Here is an 18,704-nt window from a genome sequence, read left to right as displayed (position 1 = left end):
AATGAAACTTTATAAAATTCAAAAATCTAACATCGACAAAAAGGGACGTGGCCTTCATGCTGCAAAAGATATTAAAGAAGGTACTAGAATTGTTGATTATGTTGGTAAAGTTATCACCAAGAAACAAACTGAAGCGACTGAAAGGTTTGATAACGCAAAACCTATCTACTTATTTAACTTAAATAAGAAATATGACATGGATGGAGACGTGTCTTGGAACCCTGCACGTTTAATAAATCACTCTTGCTCTAATAACTGTGATTATAACGGGACAGGTTTAAAATTATGGGTGATTGCTATAAAAGATATTAAAAAAGGTGAAGAGATAACAGCCGATTATGGCTTTGGCTACGATGAAGATTATAAACAATTCAAGTGCAAGTGTAAGTCAAAAAATTGTTGTGGCTATATTGTTCGAGCAGAGTCTAGATGGAGAATTAATAAAAAATTTAGTATCGGCCAACAAAAAGCTAGTAAATAACTTTTTCTAAAAATAATCCTTCAGCAGGTGCAGGTGGTGCACAAAGAATTCTTTTTTTTGATTTAACAACAAATTCAAATTTTTTTAAATTCCATTTATTTTCAGCCAAGTATTTTAAACTACCTACCATTGATCGTACTTGTTGTTGTAAAAATGATTGTGATTTAAATTGTATTTCAATTCTTTCACCATTTGATTTAATCAAAACAGATTTCATAGTTTTAATTGGACTGTTTGCATTACAGCTTGATGCCCTAAAAGTAGAAAAATCTTTAGTGCCTAAAAGTTTTTTTGCCCCTTTTTTCATTAACTCAATATCTAATTTTTTAATTATGTGCCAACCTCTTTCTTTTTCTAGAGAAGGCCTACTTAATCTATTAAAAATTATATATTTATAAATTCTTTGTTTAGCTGAATATCTTGCATGAAATTTTAGACTTCTTTTTTTAATTACTAAAATAGAAATACCTTTATCATTTATAAAATGATTAATTGATTTCAATAACTTATCTAGATTTTGAATTTCTTTTTTGCAGTCAAAATGAGCTGACTGCTCTATTGCATGGACACCAGTGTCTGTTCTTCCAGATCCTATCAAGACCACTTTTTCTTTTAAAAGTTTTGATAAATTAACTTGTATCTCTTTTTGAATTGATTTTCCCTTAGATTGTATTTGCCATCCAACAAAACTAGTTCCTATATATTCTATTAAAACTTGATATCTAAACATTTGTTAATCTTGACCCCTTTGTTATTTGAGAACCAAGAACAAATTCATTAATATTTTGAGGCTTTTTTCCTTGTCTCTGAATTTCAATAACTTTTATAGATTTTTCATTTCCACAACTAATTTCCAAATCACTAGTCATTACTTCACCTATCTCACCAATTTTAGTGCCTAATTCTGCTTTTAAAATTTTATATCTTTCTTCTTTAAAAATAAAATAGGCCCCAGGGCTTGGGTATAATCCATTTATTTTTCCAATAATACTTTCTGCATTATCATTCCATTGAATTTCACCCTCTGACTTTTCAATTTTAGAGGCGTAAGTTGCTTTTGAGTCATCTTGTTCTTTAAATGTTAGTTTATCTTCAAATATATTATTTACATTTTCTATAATTTTTTCTGAAGCTAAAATTGAGAGTTTATTTGATATAATTTCTGCATTATCACTATCTTTAATTTCTACTCTATAGCTATTGCAAACTGGACCAGTATCAAGTTTTTCTCCTATTCTCATAATACTAATTCCTGTTTCTTTTTCTAAATTCATAATAGATCTTTGAATGGGTGCTGCTCCTCTCCACTTTGGTAGAAGGGAGGCGTGAATATTTATAAAACCTTTTTTAGCAAGATTCAAAAATTCTTTAGGTATTATTTGACCGTAAGCCACAACAATTACCAAGTCTAGATCTAGTTGTTTTAAATATTCATATTCCTCTTTATTTTCTTTTAATGTATTTGGTGTTCTACAATTTATATTGCAGTCTTCAGCTGCAGTTTGTATTAGTGACTTATTTATTTTTTGACCTCTTTGAGATTTTTTTGGTGGCTGTGTGTATACAGTAGGTATTATATAATTTTTTTCATACAAAGATTTTAAAATCGGTACAGCAAATAATGGTGTACCCATAAAGACAATTTTTTTTGCCATTTTAAACGATTATTCTATTCGACTTAATTTTAGAAAGTTTTTTAATTATCATAGATTTTTTTAATTTAGATAAATAATCTATAAATAAAATTCCTTCTAAATGATCCATTTCATGCTGAATACAGGTTGCTAATAATCCATCTGTTTTCAATAATTGTTTTTTTCCATTGTAATCTAAATATTCAACTTCACATTCATTTGGTCTTTCTATTTCAGCAAACTGGTCTGGGACAGATAAACAGCCCTCTTCATATTTTGATGTTTTATCATTTTTCTTTTTAATTACTGGATTAACAAAATATCTTGGTTCTTTTTTATCTTCATCTCTACTTATATCCATCACTATAATTCTTTTTGGTATACCTATTTGAATTGCTGCTAGACCTATTCCAGGTGCCGCATACATAGTATCCAGCATATCATCCATAAGCTTTCTTTCGTCGTCACCAACACTTTCAACTGGTTTAGAAATCTGTCTTAATAGCTTGTTTGGTTCTGTTAAAATTGGTTTAACTGTCATAATCACTGATTATTTTAGTATAAATTTTAAACTTTTAAAGGAAGAACTTTAAAGAGTATCCTATTTCTTAGTGGATCTGCATTTAACTGATTAAGTGTGCTTATAATAAAGTATAATGTGTCCTCATCAATATTGTTTAAATTGTCTTGCCCTATAATCTCAACAATTCTAAGCAATGCGGCAGCCATATCACCGCTGTTAATAAATATTTGAATATCAGATGGTATTTCTGATTCATTTATTTGGTATAAATCATTATACTTCTCTAAAATCTTGATACCATCAGACTTAAAAGCTTCAACTAAAATTACATCTTTTTTAGAAAAGAAATATTTTTTGTTTTTTTTTATTTTTTTTAAGAAATCATTTATATCTTTTGTAGGATCTTTTTTTGATTTTTCTAATTTTAAATAATTTATCAATTTTGATTGATGTAAAATCTTATTATTTATTTTAATATTTGCTTGTTCTATTTCTTCATCATCTGAATTGTTTAGATAAAACGTTGTAAAATTCGCAGGAATTTTATCTTCCTCTATATCTTTTAAAAAAGCTTTTAATTCTATGTTAAATGCATTCTCAATACCGTCATTCTTAAAAGAATTTTTAAGAGCATTCATTAACTGTAATTTATTCTCAATTTCAGTAGTAATTAAAATTCCTTGGTAAATTAGTGCTCTTGTCTCTATTGTTGAGAGCACTTTGGTTGACTCTTTAATATTTAATAATTGATTAATATTAAATTGAAATCTCTTATAAAGTTCAAATAATTCTTTTTCTGTATAATTTCCCTCATGTGTTGCTTTTTCAATACTGGTGATTTTATCTATATCTGTAAGCTCAATATCTCTGATGTTATCTAATAGATTTGAAGTTGATAAATATTTCCATATTTGTCTGGATGTTGTATTTTTTGGATCAAATTTAAATTCTGGATTTGTTCTGTGAGATAAGTGAAAATCTAAAATTGTTTTTTCTGAAACTTCTATTTCAGGTTCCGTATTATACCCCATCAAATAATCAATTTTTTTGTTAAAAAACTTATCAGTAATACCTAATTCTGATTGAAGGTCGACGAGCAATTGAGCTTCTTCCCTTTTATTATTATTAATTAAACAATAAATATTAAATTTAGATAAATATAGGTCTTGTATTGGTTCTTTAATTTCAGAAAAAATCTCACAAGCTTTTTTAACGTCTGACTGAGATAGATAATGATCTACTAAATGCTGGGTAAGTTTTGGGTGCTCGTTAATAATCTGATTATTTAATAAATATTTTTCAATTAAGTTAAATTTTGAATGTTTAATGAGCCACTTTGATTTAATTTCTAAAAACTGCTCTTTTGAAATATTCATTTCTGGATAATGTGCATTTGTTAATAATAAAATATCCAAAATCTCCACAGCATCTCTTGAAAGTTCCAATTTATCTATTCTTTTAAAGATATTTAAAATTTGATCTCCATTAGAATTAGACCACATATTAATATCTAAACCGTTTTCCGCAGGATCATAAATTCCAACTAACTTTGTTTCTTTTGAAATTAAAGTTTGTGTTTCCTCTATACTTAATTCTCCTTCTTTTTGGGATTGCATTTCATAAATGCCATTCTGTGGAATATTTTTTTCAGCTTCAACTTCAATTGTGGTTGTGTTTTCTTCGGGCTTTTTTTCACCTACTGCCCAGATATCTACTGGCTCTTGAGAATTGGCTACAAACCCAAAAAATAAAGAAAATAATATTACTAAAAAATAGTTCTTACTTAACAATTTTAAGTTTTTCATTGGGGATAATTTTTTCAATATCTTTATTTGGAGATGGAAATTCAATTTTCCCAAGTAGCACGATGGCTCCAATAAAAATAATTAATACTAATACTGTTTTGATTAATAGACTTTTGCTACTACCACTGCTTGTGTTTTTAGAAAATTGCATATATTCTTTAATAATTTCAAATTAAGACATATTTGTGTTTTTTCAATAAAGAAAGCTTATGAATTCAAATAAAAACCTCGTTTTTTTAGGCATGATGGGGTCAGGTAAATCCTCTATTGGAGCTATGGTTTCAAAAAAATTAAACATTCCGTTCATTGATATAGATGATTTAATAGAAGAGCACGCTGGAATGACTGTCTCAGAAATATTTGAAGTAAATGGAGAGGACTACTTTAGAAATTTAGAGGAGAAGATAACAATTAAATCTTTAAAACAAAAAAATGTTGTTGTTTCGTTGGGTGGTGGTGGTTTTATTAATGACAAGATCAGAAAAGATGTCTTAACAAATCATTTTTCGTTTTGGCTAAATTGGGATGATTTAGTTTTAATTAAAAGAATTAAAGATAGCAAAAAAAGACCCTTAGCCTCGAAGTCAACTGAACAAGAAATTAAGGCCATTATTAACAAAAGAAAAAAAGTATATTCAAAAGCTTCTTTTAAAATAAACTGTAATAAATTAACAAAAAGTGAAATAGTTAAAACAATAATAAAAACATATGAGTTTAATTAAACTAAAAGTTAGTACTAAAAGTCAAAAATATTCAATTATTATTGGAAACAATATCTTAAACAGAATAAATAAATTTTTGAAAGAAAGTTCTATTAGCTTTAATCAATGCCTCCTTGTAGTTGATAAAAATGTTCCAAAAAATTTAGTAAAAAGTGCTTTAAAATCTTTACCAAAAGGATCAGCTACAATTCATTACTTTAATGCAAGCGAAAAAAATAAGAATCAAAAAAGTGTCAATGAAATCATATCAATTCTTTTAAAAAAAAATTTTAATAGAAATGACTGTTTAATTTCTATTGGTGGGGGTATTACTGGTGATGTGTCGGGCTTTGCAGCAAGTATGTATAAACGAGGCCTGAGGTTTGTTAATATACCAACAACACTGCTTTCACAGGTTGACTCATCTATCGGAGGAAAAACTGGGGTAAACACCAAGTATGGTAAAAACTTAATTGGCTCATTTTACCAACCTAGTCTTGTTATATCAGATATTAATTTTTTAAACTCTTTGCCAAAAAGAGAAGTTGTGTGTGGATATGGTGAAATTTTAAAACATTCCCTTATTGATGGAAAAAAGTTCTTTGATTTTTTAAATCAGAATGGAGAAAAAATTTTAAAATTAAAACGTCCTTTTATACAAAAAGCTATTCATCAAAGTTGCTTGATTAAAAAAAAAGTAGTTGAGGCTGACGAAAAAGAATTGGGAATAAGAAAAATACTAAATTTTGGACATACCTTTGCCCATGCTTTTGAAGCAACACTGGGCTATTCAGCAAGGTTAAATCATGGTGAGGCAGTTATCCTTGGTATTAAAACTGCTGCAAAATTTAGTTTATTAAATAAAATTTTGAATAAAAAGGAATTTGAATTAATTAATGATCACTTGAATAATCTAAGCCTTCCAAGGAATATTAATAAATTCTTTTCAATAAAGAATTTAAATACAATTTTATTTTTTATGAAAAAAGATAAAAAAAATAATACAAATAAAATTAGTCTAGTTTTACTTAAAAAAATAGGTTCTCTTGTTTACAAATTACAGTTTAATGAAAAAACTATTAATCTCTTTTTGAAAAAGGAATTAACTAAGTAGTATTTGAATAGAATGTATATGTTCCTTCAACTCAGTATCTAAAGCACTATAGACTTTCTTAGTTGATTCTATTTTATTTAATTTTTTCAACTCTTCAGATTTAATAATTATTTTTAAATGAAACATTCCTTCTTGGTTTCCTTTATGATTTTTATGTAAAAAACTTTTATCTTCAATTTGAACATCCTGTATAACAATTTCTGCTTCAATTTTACTTTTAACAATTTCAATTAATTCGTTTATATTCATAAATAATAATTTATTACTATATAGCATGAAAAATATTTGTGATTGGAATAATTGCTTTGATACTGGTGAATATAAGGCACCAATTGAGAAAGATAATAGCAAACGCTACAGGCTTCTTTGCTTGGCTCATGTTAAGGAATTTAATAAAAATTGGAATTATTTTAAGGGAATGGATGATGAGCAAGTATTTGATTTTTTAAAGTCAGATATGACTTGGCACAAACCTACTCAAAGCTTTAGCTCTTCAGATAACTTTTTTAAGGTTCTGTGGAATAATACTTTAAAAGATGAGTTTGATAAGACTAAACTTAGAGGTGAATATAATCATATGAATCAATTCAAGTTTGATGCTAATGATATTAAAGCTTTTAGTATTCTGGGCGTTTCAGTTGGCCAAAAATGGGAGCAAATACAAGATAAGTTCAAAACTCTTGTCAAAAAATTTCACCCTGATATTAATTTGGGAAATAAAGAATACGAAGAAAAACTTAAATTAATTACTTTGGCTTATACTCAGCTAAAAAATACATATAAGGAAAAAATTGACACCTAATTTAAACATACAGCCAGACATTAAGATGTCTTTAAAACAAAGTTTTGGAATTGACTCAGATATGGAAGTTGACGCTTTCTCTAAAAGAAGCGAATACGTTCCTGAAATAGACAAAAATTATAAATTTGATAGAGATACTACTCTTGCAATTATATCGGGCTTTGCTTTCAATAAGCGTGTCTTGGTTCAGGGTTATCATGGTACTGGAAAGTCTACCCATATTGAACAAATTGCAGCTAGATTAAACTGGCCTTGTATTAGAGTTAACTTAGACAGTCATGTAAGCAGGATTGATCTTATTGGAAAAGATGCAATCGTTGTAAAAGATGGAAAACAAATTACAGAGTTTAAAGAAGGTATTTTGCCTTGGTCTATTCAAAACCCAGTTGCACTTGTTTTTGACGAGTATGATGCAGGAAGACCAGATGTGATGTTTGTTATTCAGAGGGTATTAGAGGCTGAAGGAAATTTTACTCTTTTAGACAAAAATAAAGTCATAAAACAAAATAAATTTTTTAGATTATTTGCAACTTCAAATACTGTTGGTTTAGGGGATACAACTGGATTGTACCATGGTACTCAACAAATAAATCAAGGACAAATGGATAGATGGAATATTGTAACATCTCTAAACTATCTTAGCCTCGATAGAGAAATGGAAATTGTTCTTGCTAAAAATAAAAATTTAAACAATCCAAAAGGTAAAGAAAAAGTATCTAACATGATTAAAGTTGCATCTTTGACTAGAAAAGGCTTTATAGCAGGAGATATATCAACAGTAATGAGTCCAAGGACTGTACTTCACTGGGCTGAAAATGCTGAAATTTTCAAAGACACAGGTTATGCTTTTAGGGTTACTTTTTTAAATAAATGTGACGATATAGAGAAAAATACAATAGCTGAATATTATCAGAGATGTTTTGGGGAAGAGTTGCCAGAGTCGATGGTCAATATTCAGATCTAAATGAGCGCAAAAGAGGATAATTTTAAAGAGCAATTTAAAAAAGCTTTAATTTCTACTGCTAAAGTAATTTCTGAAGATTATAAATTAGATGTTAAAAAATTAGATAAAGATTTAAGTAATAAGAAAACTGGTTTTTTTGATGTAATTAATTTATCAAATAAGAGCGATTTTGTTAGACTAAGAGCAGAAACTGACTCTGGTGCATTGAAGAAAAAATTTTCAAATAAAGAAATATTTAACAAAAACATGCCTAATAATCCTTCTTGTAAATCTTTATATGATATTGCTGAAAAAATTAGATATGAACTTCTGGGTGGCAAAATGCTCAAAGGAGTTGGAAAAAATCTGACTGAAAACTATAGCCAAAAAATATTCTCTAATCGTAAAGAACAATTAAAAAATAAAGAAGATGTTCCTGTGACTGAAGCTTTTGAACTATATATGTTAAATAAGTTCTTTAAATTAAAGCTTAATGACGTGTCTACAAAAATGTTAGATTTTTGGAAGAAAGAGTTTGACGAATCTATTGATAAACATTTTGATTTTTTGAGTAAAAATTTAGAGGATCAAAATAATTATAGTTTGAAATTTTCAGAAATTTTAGAAAACATGGATGTCTTTGCTTCAAATAATGAGGAGAATAACGAAGAAAACGATGAACAAGAAAATGAGCAAGATAATAAATCTGAAAACGATAATGATAGTCAGTCTGATGATAAAGAGGAAGAAAACAAACAGGGTGATAGTCAGACAAGTTTAGATGTTGGCTTTGACCTTAGTGATCAGCAAATGGAAGACCAATTAGAAGATTCAGATTCTTTAAAAGAGAGTACACAAAATGTTTTACAAAAAACAAATATAAATAATATTGATCAAGATTATAAGGTATTTACCACAGAATTTGATGAAATTGCAAAAGCTGAAATACTAGAAGATATAAAGGAAACACAAAAATTACGAAAAAATTTAGACCAACAGCTTGTTGGCTTTCAAGATCTAATTACTAAGCTTGCTAATAAATTACAAAGACAACTTCTTGCAAAACAAAATAGAGCGTGGGAATTTGATTTAGAAGAAGGTTTGTTGGACAGCTCAAAATTAACTAGAATAATTATGGATCCTTATAATTCTTTATCTTTTATGAAAGAAAAAGATCTTGATTTTAAAGACACAATAGTAACCCTATTAATAGACAATTCTGGGTCCATGAGAGGTCGACCAATAACGATTGCAGCACTTTGTGCAGATATATTATCTAGAACCTTAGAAAGATGCTCAGTAAAAGTAGAGGTTTTAGGTTTTACTACAAAAAATTGGAAAGGTGGCAAGAGCAGAGAAGCTTGGACTAAAAATGATAAGCCAAAAAATCCTGGAAGATTAAATGATTTAAGACATATAATTTATAAAAGTGCTGACACACAGTGGAGACAGGCTAAAAACAATATAGGTTTAATGCTTAAAGAAGGATTATTAAAAGAAAATATTGATGGGGAAGCTATTTCGTGGGCCTATAATAGAATTAAAAAAAGAAAAGAAGAGAGAAAAATACTCATGGTTATTTCAGATGGTGCCCCAGTTGACGACTCAACACTATCAGTTAATTCAGGAGATTTTTTAGAAAAACATTTAAAGAAGATGGTTAAATTTATAGAAACTAAGAGTAACGTTGAAATTTTAGCTATTGGTATTGGACATGATGTTTCTAGATATTACGATAAAGCTATTAAGATAACAGATGTGCATGAACTTGGAGATGTTATGGTTTCACAATTGAGTGGCTTATTTGAAAATAAAAAGAAACTACATTAAAGTTTTAAAAGATCTTCATTTTTCCATTTAATACTGACTTCAGCTCCACCTCTTGTTTGAGAATTTCTACATAAAATATTTGCATAATTTTTTTCAAGTAGAGTTTTGCCTATAAAAATTCCAAGACCTAATCCAGATTTTGATTTTATTGAAGACTTAACAGATTTTATATAAGGCTCCCCAATTTTACTCAACACATCTTTTGGATATCCCTCTCCATCATCTTCAATCATAACTTCTGTTAAATCACTATCACTTTTTATATTAATAAAAATCTTATTTTCAGAAAACTTATTTGCATTACCGATAAAATTTCTTAGTCCATAAACAATTTCTATTGATTTAGTTATATTTAGTGAATTTGAATTTTGATCATAATTAACAATAAAATTTTTCTTACTTGTTTGTTGGAATGATTTGACAATTTCATCCACATAATCTGCTATTGTTAAATCGCCATCAATAAAATCATCCTCAATGACTGGGTTTAGCGTTAATTTTTTTAAAATCTCACTACATCTCTCTATTTGACTAGATAATAACTCAATATCTTTTTTAACAACTTCATTGTCTTTAAATTGCTCTAGTAAATCAGTAGAAATAATCTTCATTGTTGAAAACGGTGTACCTAATGAATGTGCAGCGGCAGCGGCTTGTCCACCTAATGATAATAGTTCGTGTTCTTTCGACATGATTTCTTCCATCTTATTTAGTGCCTCTTTCCTTATTCTAGATTCCGATCCAAAGGTTAAGGCAAAATAATTTAAAAAAATTAAAGCAACAATTAATGCTATTGGAATTGAATAATAGTAATAACTGTCTACATGAAAATGTTCACTAACTGGATAGGGTAAAGGTTGATTAAAAAAAGTAAGAAAAATAATCGCTAAAACTGTGATGCTAACTAACAATAAATTGCTTCTAAAACTTAAGTTAGACGATGAAAATATAGCTGGGATAATCAAAAAAATTGAGAAAGGATTTATAATTCCACCAGTTAAATAAATCAAACAACTCAGTTGTAAAATATCAATAGATAAAAAAAGAAATGCTGTTTTATCTAATAGTTGAGTGTTCTTATTGATATAGATTAAATAAAGATTACTTAGCACTCCAATTAAAATTATTGAATTTTCTAAAATTAGATTAAATCTAAAATCAAAAACAAAATAAATAAGATTAACTGTTATAAGTTGACCAATAATAGCAATCCATCTTAAATTGATGTATGTCGATTTTTTTAATGAAAAATATTTAGAAGTTTCGAAAAACTTCATTATTAGATATCTAGATTTTGAACATTAATTGCATTTGAAACGATAAAATCTTTTCTTAATGCAACATCATTACCCATTAATGTGTGAATTAAATCTTGATCTTTTTTTATATCTTTTGAATACTGTACTTGTAGTAAGTTTCTTGTTTCGGGATCTAACGTAGTATTCCATAGCTCTTCTGGGTTCATTTCTCCTAATCCCTTAAACCTTTGAATACTCATTCTTGATTTTTCATCTTCATAAGCCCTAGTAAATTCTTTTGTTCCTTTTTTAATTTTTTGCAATTCTTTGTTATTCTTTAAAATATAATCTTCCAACTCTTTTTCATCCTTTATATAAATGCCTTTTGTTCCCTTATTGATCTTGAATAAAGGTGGCTGTGCAAGATAAACATGTCCATTTTCAATTAGTTTATTAAATGGTTTGTTGTTAAAGAATGTTAGCAATAATGCTCGTATATGAGAACCATCAACATCGGCATCGGTCATGATAATAATTTTTCCATACCTTAAATCTTTCAAATCAATATCTTCAACCTTTGGATCAAGCCCAAGTGCATTAATTAAGGTCACAACTTCATTAGACGACATCATTTTTGCTAAAGATTTTGTTCTATGTTCGCTACCATCTCTATTGCTATTTTTTTTAAGAACAATCTCTTCCACATAAGTATTAAGAATTTTACCTCTAAGTGGTAAAACGGCTTGATTTGACCTATTTCTTCCTTGTTTGGCAGAACCACCAGCAGAATCTCCCTCTACGATAAATAATTCTGTTCCTTCTTGTTTGCCTATTTGACAATCTGCTAATTTTCCAGGTAATCCACTTAATTCTAAAGCACCTTTACGTCTAACATTTTCTCTAGCTTTCCTAGCAACATCTCTTGCTAGAGCTGCCTGCATTACTTTAGCTAAAATAATCTTTGATAAAGTTGGGTTTTGATCAAACCATATTGAAAGTTTTTCACTAACAATGCTTTCCACAATCATTCTAACTTCTGATGAAACAAGCTTATCTTTTGTTTGAGAAGAAAATTTAGGATCAGGTATCTTTGCTGAAATTACACATGTAAGACCTTCTTTAATATCATCTCCTGAAATAGTTAATTTGTTTTTTTTTAATAAATTATGTTCTGTGGCATATTTATTAATTACTCTAGTAAGTGCACTTCTAAATCCTAGTAAATGAGTACCACCATCTTTTTGATAAATATTATTTGTATATGGATAGATATCTTCTCCATAGCTTGCATTCCACTTTAAAGAACATTCAATTTCAATATTGTTTTTTTTTCCCTCAATATAAATGGGCTTCTTAAATAAATCATTGCCTGTTTTATTTACAAGTTTTTCTCTTTTTTCATCTAAAAAATCAACAAACTCTAAAACTCCACCATCAAATTTAAATACAATTATTTTTTCTTTTTTTTGATTTAAATCATTAACAGTTATCTTTATTCCCTTATTCAAAAATGCAAGTTCACGCATTCTTTTAATAATTATATTTGGAGTAAATTTAATTGAAGAGAATATTTCTTTTGATGGTAAAAATGTTATTTGTGTTCCAGTTTCTTTTGATTTTCCTATAACTTTAAGAGGTGCTTTTGAAGCCCCATCTTTAAATTCTATAAAATATCTATTTCCATCTCTATCTATTTCTAATTTTAATTTTTCTGATAATGCATTTACAACTGAAACCCCTACACCGTGTAAACCACCCGATACTTTGTATGAGTCGTGATCAAATTTTCCTCCAGCATGAAGCTGAGTCATAATAACTTCTGCTGCAGACATTTTTTCACCTTTATGCATATCAACAGGTATTCCTCTTCCATCATCTCTAACTGTAATGGTTCCATCGGAGTTTATTTTAACATCTATATTCTTACAGTGTCCTGCTAAAGCTTCATCTATTGAGTTATCAACAACCTCATAGACCATATGATGCAAACCCGTTCCATCATCCGTATCACCAATATACATTCCTGGTCTTTTTCTAACAGCTTCAAGACCTTTTAAAACTTTGATAGAGTCTGCTTGATATGTTGAGTTATTTTTCATATTTTTTAATGGAAATTAAATAATTATAACATTTTTATAAAAAAAAGAGGGAAATTAATTAGACTAATCCACAAAAAATGGATCAATAAGCCTCCTTTTTAAATAGTTTTTAATTTTTTGGCGGAGAGACAGGGATTCGAACCCTGGGTACCTTTAACAGTACACACACTTTCCAAGCGTGCGCTTTAAACCGCTCAGCCATCTCTCCAGCTACTGGTCTTTATTAATTTTAAGCACTCCTATAAATGCCTCTTGTGGTATTTCAACTTTTCCAAACTGTTTTCCTCTAGCTTTTCCTTTTTTCTGTTTATCTAATAGTTTTCTTTTTCTGTCTCTAGCTCCACCACCATGAATTTTTGTTAAAACATCTTTTTTAAAACCCTTAATAGTTTCCCTTGCTATAATCTTTCCTCCAATTGCTGCCTGAACTGGAATCATAAAATTGTGTCTTGGTATTAGATCTCTTAATTTTTCACAAACTTCTCTTCCAACTGTTTGAGCAAAATCTTTATGAACCATCATTGATAGGGCATCTACTGGCTCAGCATTGACAAGTATTCCTAATTTTACTAAATCTCCCTCTCTATGACCTATAATTTCATAATCAAAACTTGCATAACCGCTAGTCATTGATTTAAGTCTATCATTAAAATCAAAAACAACTTCGTTTAAAGGAATTTCATAATTTAAAACTGCTCTATTACCTGAGTAACTTAAGTTTGTTTGTACTCCTCTTTTATCCTGACAAACCTTTATAATTGCTCCTAGATATTGATCTGGTGTAATAATTGTTGCTTTAATCCAAGGCTCTTCAATAAATTTGATTAGAGTAGGCTCTGGTAAACTTGAAGGATTTTGTAACTCTATTATTTCTCCTTTGTTCATGTGAACTTTATAAACTACCCCAGGTGTTGTAGTTAATAAATTTATGTCAAATTCTCTTTCTAATCTTTCAGTTATAATTTCTAAATGCAAGAGACCTAAAAAACCACATCTAAAACCAAGACCTAATGCAGAAGAAGATTCTGCTTCATATGAAAAACTGGCATCATTTAATTGAAGCTTACCTAAACCATCTTTTAATTTTTGGTATTCGGAGCTATCTACAGGAAACAATCCACAAAATACAACTGGCTTACTTGGTTTAAATCCTGGAAGCGCCTCTTGAAGTGGTTTAGTTGCATCACAAATAGTATCTCCAACTTTTGTTTCTGATAAAATTTTTATTCCAGTCGTTATAAAGCCAATTTCTCCTGCATTTAATTCATTAACATCAGTTGCTTTTGGGGTAAACACACCTACTTTTTCAATTATATATTCTTGATTAGTAGACATCATTTTGATCTTCATATTTTTAGAAATTTTTCCATCAATAACTCTAACTAAAATAACCACCCCTAAATAAGTGTCATACCAACTATCAACTAATAAGCATTTTAAATCTGAATCCTTTTCACCTTCTGGAGCTGGTAGTGACACAATAATTTGTTCTAGAATATCTTCTATGCCCTCACCTGTTTTTCCAGAGCAAGGTATGGCATTTTCAGTATCAATACCGATAACTTCTTCTATTTCTTGTTTTGTTTTTTCTAAATCTGATGCTGGTAAATCAACTTTATTTAGGACAGGTACTATCTCGTGCTTGGTATCTAAAGCTTGATAAACATTGGCCAATGTTTGCGCTTCTACTCCTTGAGTGCTATCAACGATTAAAATAGATCCCTCACATGCATATAAAGATCTACTAACTTCATAACTAAAATCTACGTGTCCTGGAGTATCAATAATGTTTAGAATGTACTCTTTTCCATCTTTTGCTTTATAATTAAGTTTAACAGTTTGAGCTTTAATAGTTATTCCTCTTTCTCTCTCAATATCCATTGAATCTAGAACTTGTGCCTTCATCTCTCTTTCTGTAAGGCCACCACATGTGTGAATTATTCTATCTGCAATTGTTGATTTACCGTGATCAATATGCGCAATGATTGCAAAGTTTCTGATGTGATCAATTTTTGTCATGATTATGATCTAATCTTTGCACCAGTTTTGGATTCAACAGATGAAATAATAAGTTGATTAATTTTATTTAAATCATCTTCTGTCAGTGTTTTCTCTAAAGATTGAATAATTACATTTAATGCAATTGATTTTTTGCCTTCAGGAATATTGGTTCCCTCATAAACATCAAATACTTTGACAGATTTTATTAACTCTTTATCTACATTGGAGATAGTTTCAATTAATTCTTGAACTTTAAAATTTTTATCCAAAACAAAAGCAAAATCTCTCTCTGATTTTTGAAAATCTGAATATTCGTACTTAGTTTTTTGATCTTTTAATGATTTTTTTGGTTGTTTTAAATTATCTAAAAACATTTCAAAACCCACTAATGATTCAACCTTAATATCTAATTTTTTTAATATACCTGGGTGAATATCACCAAAAAAAGCTACTACTTTTTCTTTACCTTTGTTAAGAAATATTCTTCCTGATTTTCCAGGGTGATAATAACTTGGTGTTTCATCATCAATATAAAGCTTGTCTTTATTGTAACCTGCTTCAACTAAACTTTTGATGACATCACTTTTAACATCAAACACATCTACTAATCTTTCTTTTTCCAACCAGCTCTGCCTAGCCAATTTTCCCGATCTTAATCCAGTAGCTACAGTCTGTTGTTCACCTGGCTCAGATCCTAAAAAAGTTGGGCCTATTTCAAAAAATGATAAATCTTTAAATCCTCTTCCTAAATTCTTATTCAAGTGGATAATCAAATTAGAAAAAATTGAACTTCGCAAAACGTTCAAATCAGAACTTATAGGATTAATTATTTTAATTTCTTTGTTATTTTCAATGAATAGCTGATTAATTTTACTATCTGTAAAAGACCATGTGATAGCCTCAAAATAACCCTTAGAAGCAATAGATCTTTGTAAAAAATGAAATAACTTTTGTTTTAAATTTAATGTTTGTTTTTTTCTAACTTTTTCAGGTTCAATAATTTTAATTTGATCATAACCTTTAATTCTTACAAGTTCTTCTACCACATCAACTTCTTGTGAAATATCTGGTCTCCAAGATGGTATAACGACATCTAGCAATCCTTTGTTTTCTTTAGTTTCAAATCCTAGGTTATCTAAGATTGTAATCATTTCTTTTATATCGATATTAAATCCAGTAATTTTTTCAAACAAAGAAGGATCAAATTTTAATAATTTTTTTTTAACATCTTCAATTTTTTGGATGTCAAATTCACTAACTACACCACCGCATATTTCTTGTATTAAGTTGGCTGCTCTTTCAAGTCCTTGATCAATTGATAATGGGTCAATACCTCTTTCAAATCTAAATTTTGCATCTGTGTCTATATTTAAGATTTTAGATGATTTTCTGATTGATCGTGGGCTAAAGTAAGCAGACTCAATTAATACATTCTTTGTATCTAGCTCAGTTCCGGTTCTTGTGCCTCCTATTATACCACCAAGACCTAATACACCTGACGCATCTGATATGACACACATATCATCCTCTAATTTATACTCCTTATTATCTAATGCTTCAAATGTTTCACCTTTTTTAGAATTTCTTACAACTATTACTTTATCTATTTTATCAACATCATATACGTGAAGTGGTCTATTTAAGTCAAACATCACATAATTTGTGATATCAACTATTGCCGAAATAGGTTTTTGGCCTAGAGAAATTATTTTGTCTTTTAGCCACTCTGGACTTTCAGTATTTTTTACCCCTTTAATCAAACAACTACCAAAGGATATACATGCTTGATTTTTTTCATTTTCAATTTTTACACTAATTGTTTGTTTATTTTTTTTATCAAGTTTTTTTTCTTTTTGATTTATTAATATTCCCGCACCTGCAGCAGCTAAATCTCTTGCTATCCCTCTTACACCTAAGCAATCTGCTCTATTTGGTGTAATGGAAATATCAATTACATTTAAATTTTTTTTTGGAAAATAATTTTCTCCTACTTTTTTATTATATTTTTCTGGTAAAAGCTCTGTTATGCCATCACTTTCGTTTGATAGATTAAGTTCAGATTCTGAACAAAGCATTCCATATGAGGTTACACCTCTTATTTTACTTACCACCAATTTCATTTGGCTTTTTGGTACTACAGCACCAGGAGGAGCATAAATTGTTAATAAACCCTCTTTAGCATTTGGAGCTCCACAAACAACTTTTACTGGTTCACCTGAACCTATATCAACATCGCATACTCTAAGCCTATCTGCATCAGGATGCTTTTCAGCTTTCAAAATTTTGGCAATTACAAATTCATCAAGCTCTCCTGATTGACTATCAACACCCTCTACTTCTAAACCGATATCTGTAAGTTTATCGATGATTTGATTTTCATTAAGTTTAGTATCTAAATGATCTTTAAGCCATGCTGTTGTAATCTTCATCGGCTTAAGCCTCTATAGTTTGTTGGGACATCTATTGGATCAAATCCAAAATGATTTAGCCATCTATAGTCACAATCAAAAAAGGCTCTTAAATCATTAATGCCATATTTTAACATTGCGAGCCTATCTATTCCTATTCCAAATGCATAACCTTGGAATTCATTAGGATTTACTTTAACATTTTTTAAAACATTGGGATGAACCATTCCACAGCCTAAAACTTCTAGCCATTTATCACCTTCCCCAATTACTATTTTTCCATCTTTTATTTCATAACCAATATCAACTTCTGCAGATGGCTCTGTAAATGGGAAATGACTAGGTCTAAATCTCATTTTAATTTTATCAACTTCAAAAAACTCTTTAATAAAATAATTTAAACATCCTTTTAAGTGCCCCATATTAATATTTTTATCGATATGTAGACCCTCAACTTGATGAAACATTGGTGTATGGGTTTGATCACTGTCAGATCTGTATGTTCTGCCAGGCGCTATTATTTTAAAAGGTGGTTTATCATTAAGCATTGTTCTAATTTGAACTGGAGAAGTATGTGTTCTTAATAATAATTCTTTTGCATCATCTAAATAAAAAGTATCATGCATATCTCTTGCAGGATGGTTATCAGGCGTATTTAATGCAGTAAAATTATTATACTCATTTTCAACATCTGGTCCTTCTTCTACACTAAAACCAATTTCTGAAAAAATTGAAGAAATTTCATCTATGACTTGAGATACAGGATGAATTTTTCCCTGAACAAAAGGTCTTTCTGGTAAAGTTATATCTATTTTTTCTTTTTCTAACTTTTTGTTAATCTCTTTTGTTTCAATATCGTTAATTTTTGTAGTAATCAAATTTTCAAGTTCGTTTTTGACTAAGTTTAAATCTGATGCAAAATTTTTTCTTTCTTCTTCTGCTAATTTTCCAAGCTGTTTAAATTGTGAGCTGATTAACCCAGTTTTACCAAATAGTTCTGTTTTAATTTGATTAACTTGATTTAAATCTAAATTCTCTTTTAACTTTAAAAGAAATTCATCTTTTATTTTTTTAATATCAGACATATTGAGAGATTATTTCTTCACCGAAGAAAAACAATAGTGA

Annotated in this window: 17 protein-coding genes and 1 tRNA gene; 6 read left to right on the top strand and 12 right to left on the bottom strand. The window is 29.0% G+C overall.

What is annotated here, in order from left to right; all coding sequences use genetic code 11:
• The first annotated feature begins 1 nt into the window (after window position 1).
• A complete protein-coding gene (locus tag ABXT72_RS00280; RefSeq protein WP_415278361.1) occupies window positions 2-481 on the top strand; it encodes an SET domain-containing protein in 480 nt (159 codons plus the stop codon).
• Here ABXT72_RS00280 and truA read toward each other — a convergent pair.
• From truA to ABXT72_RS00255, 5 genes are read right to left on the bottom strand one after another with little or no spacing between them, the layout of a single operon-like run.
• Entirely contained in the window at window positions 471-1,211 is a 741-nt protein-coding gene (gene truA, locus ABXT72_RS00275) for a tRNA pseudouridine(38-40) synthase TruA (RefSeq protein WP_415278360.1), read from the bottom strand. The two genes, ABXT72_RS00280 and truA, sit on opposite strands and share 11 nt — an antisense overlap.
• The gene (gene fmt, locus ABXT72_RS00270; RefSeq protein ID WP_415278359.1) at window positions 1,204-2,136 is read right to left on the bottom strand and encodes a methionyl-tRNA formyltransferase; all 933 of its coding nucleotides are present in this window, start codon (window positions 2,134-2,136) and stop codon (window positions 1,204-1,206) included. Before fmt ends, truA begins: the two co-directional genes overlap by 8 nt.
• A gap of 1 nt (window position 2,137) precedes the next feature.
• Window positions 2,138-2,656 carry a peptide deformylase gene (def, locus tag ABXT72_RS00265; protein ID WP_415278358.1) on the bottom strand — a complete coding sequence of 173 codons (519 nt, stop codon included), beginning with the start codon at window positions 2,654-2,656 and terminating at the stop codon, window positions 2,138-2,140.
• 26 nt (window positions 2,657-2,682) lie between these two features.
• Window positions 2,683-4,443 (bottom strand): hypothetical protein, encoded by a 1,761-nt coding sequence (locus ABXT72_RS00260; RefSeq protein WP_415278357.1) that lies wholly within the window; start codon window positions 4,441-4,443, stop codon window positions 2,683-2,685.
• The gene (locus ABXT72_RS00255; RefSeq protein WP_415278356.1) at window positions 4,418-4,594 is read right to left on the bottom strand and encodes a hypothetical protein; all 177 of its coding nucleotides are present in this window, start codon (window positions 4,592-4,594) and stop codon (window positions 4,418-4,420) included. The genes ABXT72_RS00260 and ABXT72_RS00255 overlap by 26 nt, the downstream gene beginning before the upstream one ends.
• Window positions 4,595-4,652: 58 nt before the next feature.
• On the opposite strand from ABXT72_RS00255, the gene ABXT72_RS00250 reads away from it, so the two are divergent.
• Both ABXT72_RS00250 and aroB read left to right on the top strand, forming a co-directional pair.
• Entirely contained in the window at window positions 4,653-5,165 is a 513-nt protein-coding gene (locus tag ABXT72_RS00250) for a shikimate kinase (RefSeq protein ID WP_415278355.1), read from the top strand.
• Window positions 5,152-6,258, top strand: coding sequence for a 3-dehydroquinate synthase (gene aroB / locus ABXT72_RS00245; protein ID WP_415278354.1), 1,107 nt, complete (start codon window positions 5,152-5,154; stop codon window positions 6,256-6,258). Before ABXT72_RS00250 ends, aroB begins: the two co-directional genes overlap by 14 nt.
• Here the strand turns inward: aroB and ABXT72_RS00240 are convergent.
• Entirely contained in the window at window positions 6,247-6,507 is a 261-nt protein-coding gene (locus tag ABXT72_RS00240) for a BolA/IbaG family iron-sulfur metabolism protein (RefSeq protein ID WP_415278353.1), read from the bottom strand. The two genes, aroB and ABXT72_RS00240, sit on opposite strands and share 12 nt — an antisense overlap.
• 25 nt (window positions 6,508-6,532) lie before the next feature.
• Here ABXT72_RS00240 and ABXT72_RS00235 point away from each other — a divergent pair, with 25 nt between their 5' ends.
• From ABXT72_RS00235 to ABXT72_RS00225, 3 genes are read left to right on the top strand one after another with little or no spacing between them, the layout of a single operon-like run.
• Window positions 6,533-7,060 carry a J domain-containing protein gene (locus tag ABXT72_RS00235; protein WP_415278352.1) on the top strand — a complete coding sequence of 176 codons (528 nt, stop codon included), beginning with the start codon at window positions 6,533-6,535 and terminating at the stop codon, window positions 7,058-7,060.
• Entirely contained in the window at window positions 7,050-8,024 is a 975-nt protein-coding gene (cobS, locus tag ABXT72_RS00230; protein ID WP_018413771.1) for a cobaltochelatase subunit CobS, read from the top strand. The genes ABXT72_RS00235 and cobS overlap by 11 nt, the downstream gene beginning before the upstream one ends.
• Complete coding sequence (locus tag ABXT72_RS00225) at window positions 8,025-9,833, top strand: cobaltochelatase CobT-related protein (protein ID WP_415278351.1); 1,809 nt, start codon at window positions 8,025-8,027, stop codon at window positions 9,831-9,833.
• On the opposite strand, the gene ABXT72_RS00220 is transcribed toward ABXT72_RS00225, so the two are convergent.
• The 6 genes from ABXT72_RS00220 to pheS form a co-directional block, all read right to left on the bottom strand.
• Window positions 9,830-11,110, bottom strand: a complete 1,281-nt coding sequence (locus ABXT72_RS00220) for an ActS/PrrB/RegB family redox-sensitive histidine kinase (protein ID WP_415278350.1) — start codon at window positions 11,108-11,110, stop codon at window positions 9,830-9,832. The two genes, ABXT72_RS00225 and ABXT72_RS00220, sit on opposite strands and share 4 nt — an antisense overlap.
• 2 nt (window positions 11,111-11,112) lie before the next feature.
• Window positions 11,113-13,170 (bottom strand): DNA gyrase subunit B, encoded by a 2,058-nt coding sequence (locus ABXT72_RS00215; protein WP_415278349.1) that lies wholly within the window; start codon window positions 13,168-13,170, stop codon window positions 11,113-11,115.
• Window positions 13,171-13,288: 118 nt separating this feature from the next.
• Window positions 13,289-13,378, bottom strand: a tRNA-Ser gene (locus ABXT72_RS00210).
• A 2-nt stretch (window positions 13,379-13,380) separates the two neighbouring features.
• Window positions 13,381-15,189, bottom strand: a complete 1,809-nt coding sequence (gene lepA, locus ABXT72_RS00205; RefSeq protein WP_415278348.1) for a translation elongation factor 4 — start codon at window positions 15,187-15,189, stop codon at window positions 13,381-13,383.
• A gap of 2 nt (window positions 15,190-15,191) precedes the next feature.
• Entirely contained in the window at window positions 15,192-17,600 is a 2,409-nt protein-coding gene (pheT, locus tag ABXT72_RS00200; RefSeq protein ID WP_415278347.1) for a phenylalanine--tRNA ligase subunit beta, read from the bottom strand.
• Entirely contained in the window at window positions 17,597-18,664 is a 1,068-nt protein-coding gene (pheS, locus tag ABXT72_RS00195; protein WP_415278346.1) for a phenylalanine--tRNA ligase subunit alpha, read from the bottom strand. Before pheS ends, pheT begins: the two co-directional genes overlap by 4 nt.
• Window positions 18,665-18,704 lie beyond the last annotated feature (40 nt).

This window comes from Candidatus Pelagibacter sp. Uisw_094, assembly GCF_047729535.1.
Taxonomy (GTDB): Bacteria; Pseudomonadota; Alphaproteobacteria; order Pelagibacterales; family Pelagibacteraceae; genus Pelagibacter.
The sequence above is the reverse complement of the archived record's forward strand: the minus strand, read 5'-3'. Positions and strand labels throughout refer to the sequence as shown.

Excerpts from the sequence above, each read along its gene's own strand:
- ABXT72_RS00220 (WP_415278350.1), bottom strand. The coding sequence starts at position 11,110 with ATGAAGTTTTTCGAAACTTCTAAATATTTTTCATTAAAAAAATCGACA.
- ABXT72_RS00250 (WP_415278355.1), top strand. The coding sequence starts at position 4,653 with ATGAATTCAAATAAAAACCTCGTTTTTTTAGGCATGATGGGGTCAGGT.
- aroB (WP_415278354.1), top strand. The coding sequence starts at position 5,152 with ATGAGTTTAATTAAACTAAAAGTTAGTACTAAAAGTCAAAAATATTCA.
- ABXT72_RS00280 (WP_415278361.1), top strand. The coding sequence starts at position 2 with ATGAAACTTTATAAAATTCAAAAATCTAACATCGACAAAAAGGGACGT.
- fmt (WP_415278359.1), bottom strand. The coding sequence starts at position 2,136 with ATGGCAAAAAAAATTGTCTTTATGGGTACACCATTATTTGCTGTACCG.
- ABXT72_RS00260 (WP_415278357.1), bottom strand. The coding sequence starts at position 4,443 with ATGAAAAACTTAAAATTGTTAAGTAAGAACTATTTTTTAGTAATATTA.
- ABXT72_RS00215 (WP_415278349.1), bottom strand. The coding sequence starts at position 13,170 with ATGAAAAATAACTCAACATATCAAGCAGACTCTATCAAAGTTTTAAAA.
- ABXT72_RS00240 (WP_415278353.1), bottom strand. The coding sequence starts at position 6,507 with ATGAATATAAACGAATTAATTGAAATTGTTAAAAGTAAAATTGAAGCA.
- pheS (WP_415278346.1), bottom strand. The coding sequence starts at position 18,664 with ATGTCTGATATTAAAAAAATAAAAGATGAATTTCTTTTAAAGTTAAAA.
- pheT (WP_415278347.1), bottom strand. The coding sequence starts at position 17,600 with ATGAAGATTACAACAGCATGGCTTAAAGATCATTTAGATACTAAACTT.
- ABXT72_RS00255 (WP_415278356.1), bottom strand. The coding sequence starts at position 4,594 with ATGCAATTTTCTAAAAACACAAGCAGTGGTAGTAGCAAAAGTCTATTA.
- truA (WP_415278360.1), bottom strand. The coding sequence starts at position 1,211 with ATGTTTAGATATCAAGTTTTAATAGAATATATAGGAACTAGTTTTGTT.
- lepA (WP_415278348.1), bottom strand. The coding sequence starts at position 15,189 with ATGACAAAAATTGATCACATCAGAAACTTTGCAATCATTGCGCATATT.
- ABXT72_RS00225 (WP_415278351.1), top strand. The coding sequence starts at position 8,025 with ATGAGCGCAAAAGAGGATAATTTTAAAGAGCAATTTAAAAAAGCTTTA.
- def (WP_415278358.1), bottom strand. The coding sequence starts at position 2,656 with ATGACAGTTAAACCAATTTTAACAGAACCAAACAAGCTATTAAGACAG.
- ABXT72_RS00235 (WP_415278352.1), top strand. The coding sequence starts at position 6,533 with ATGAAAAATATTTGTGATTGGAATAATTGCTTTGATACTGGTGAATAT.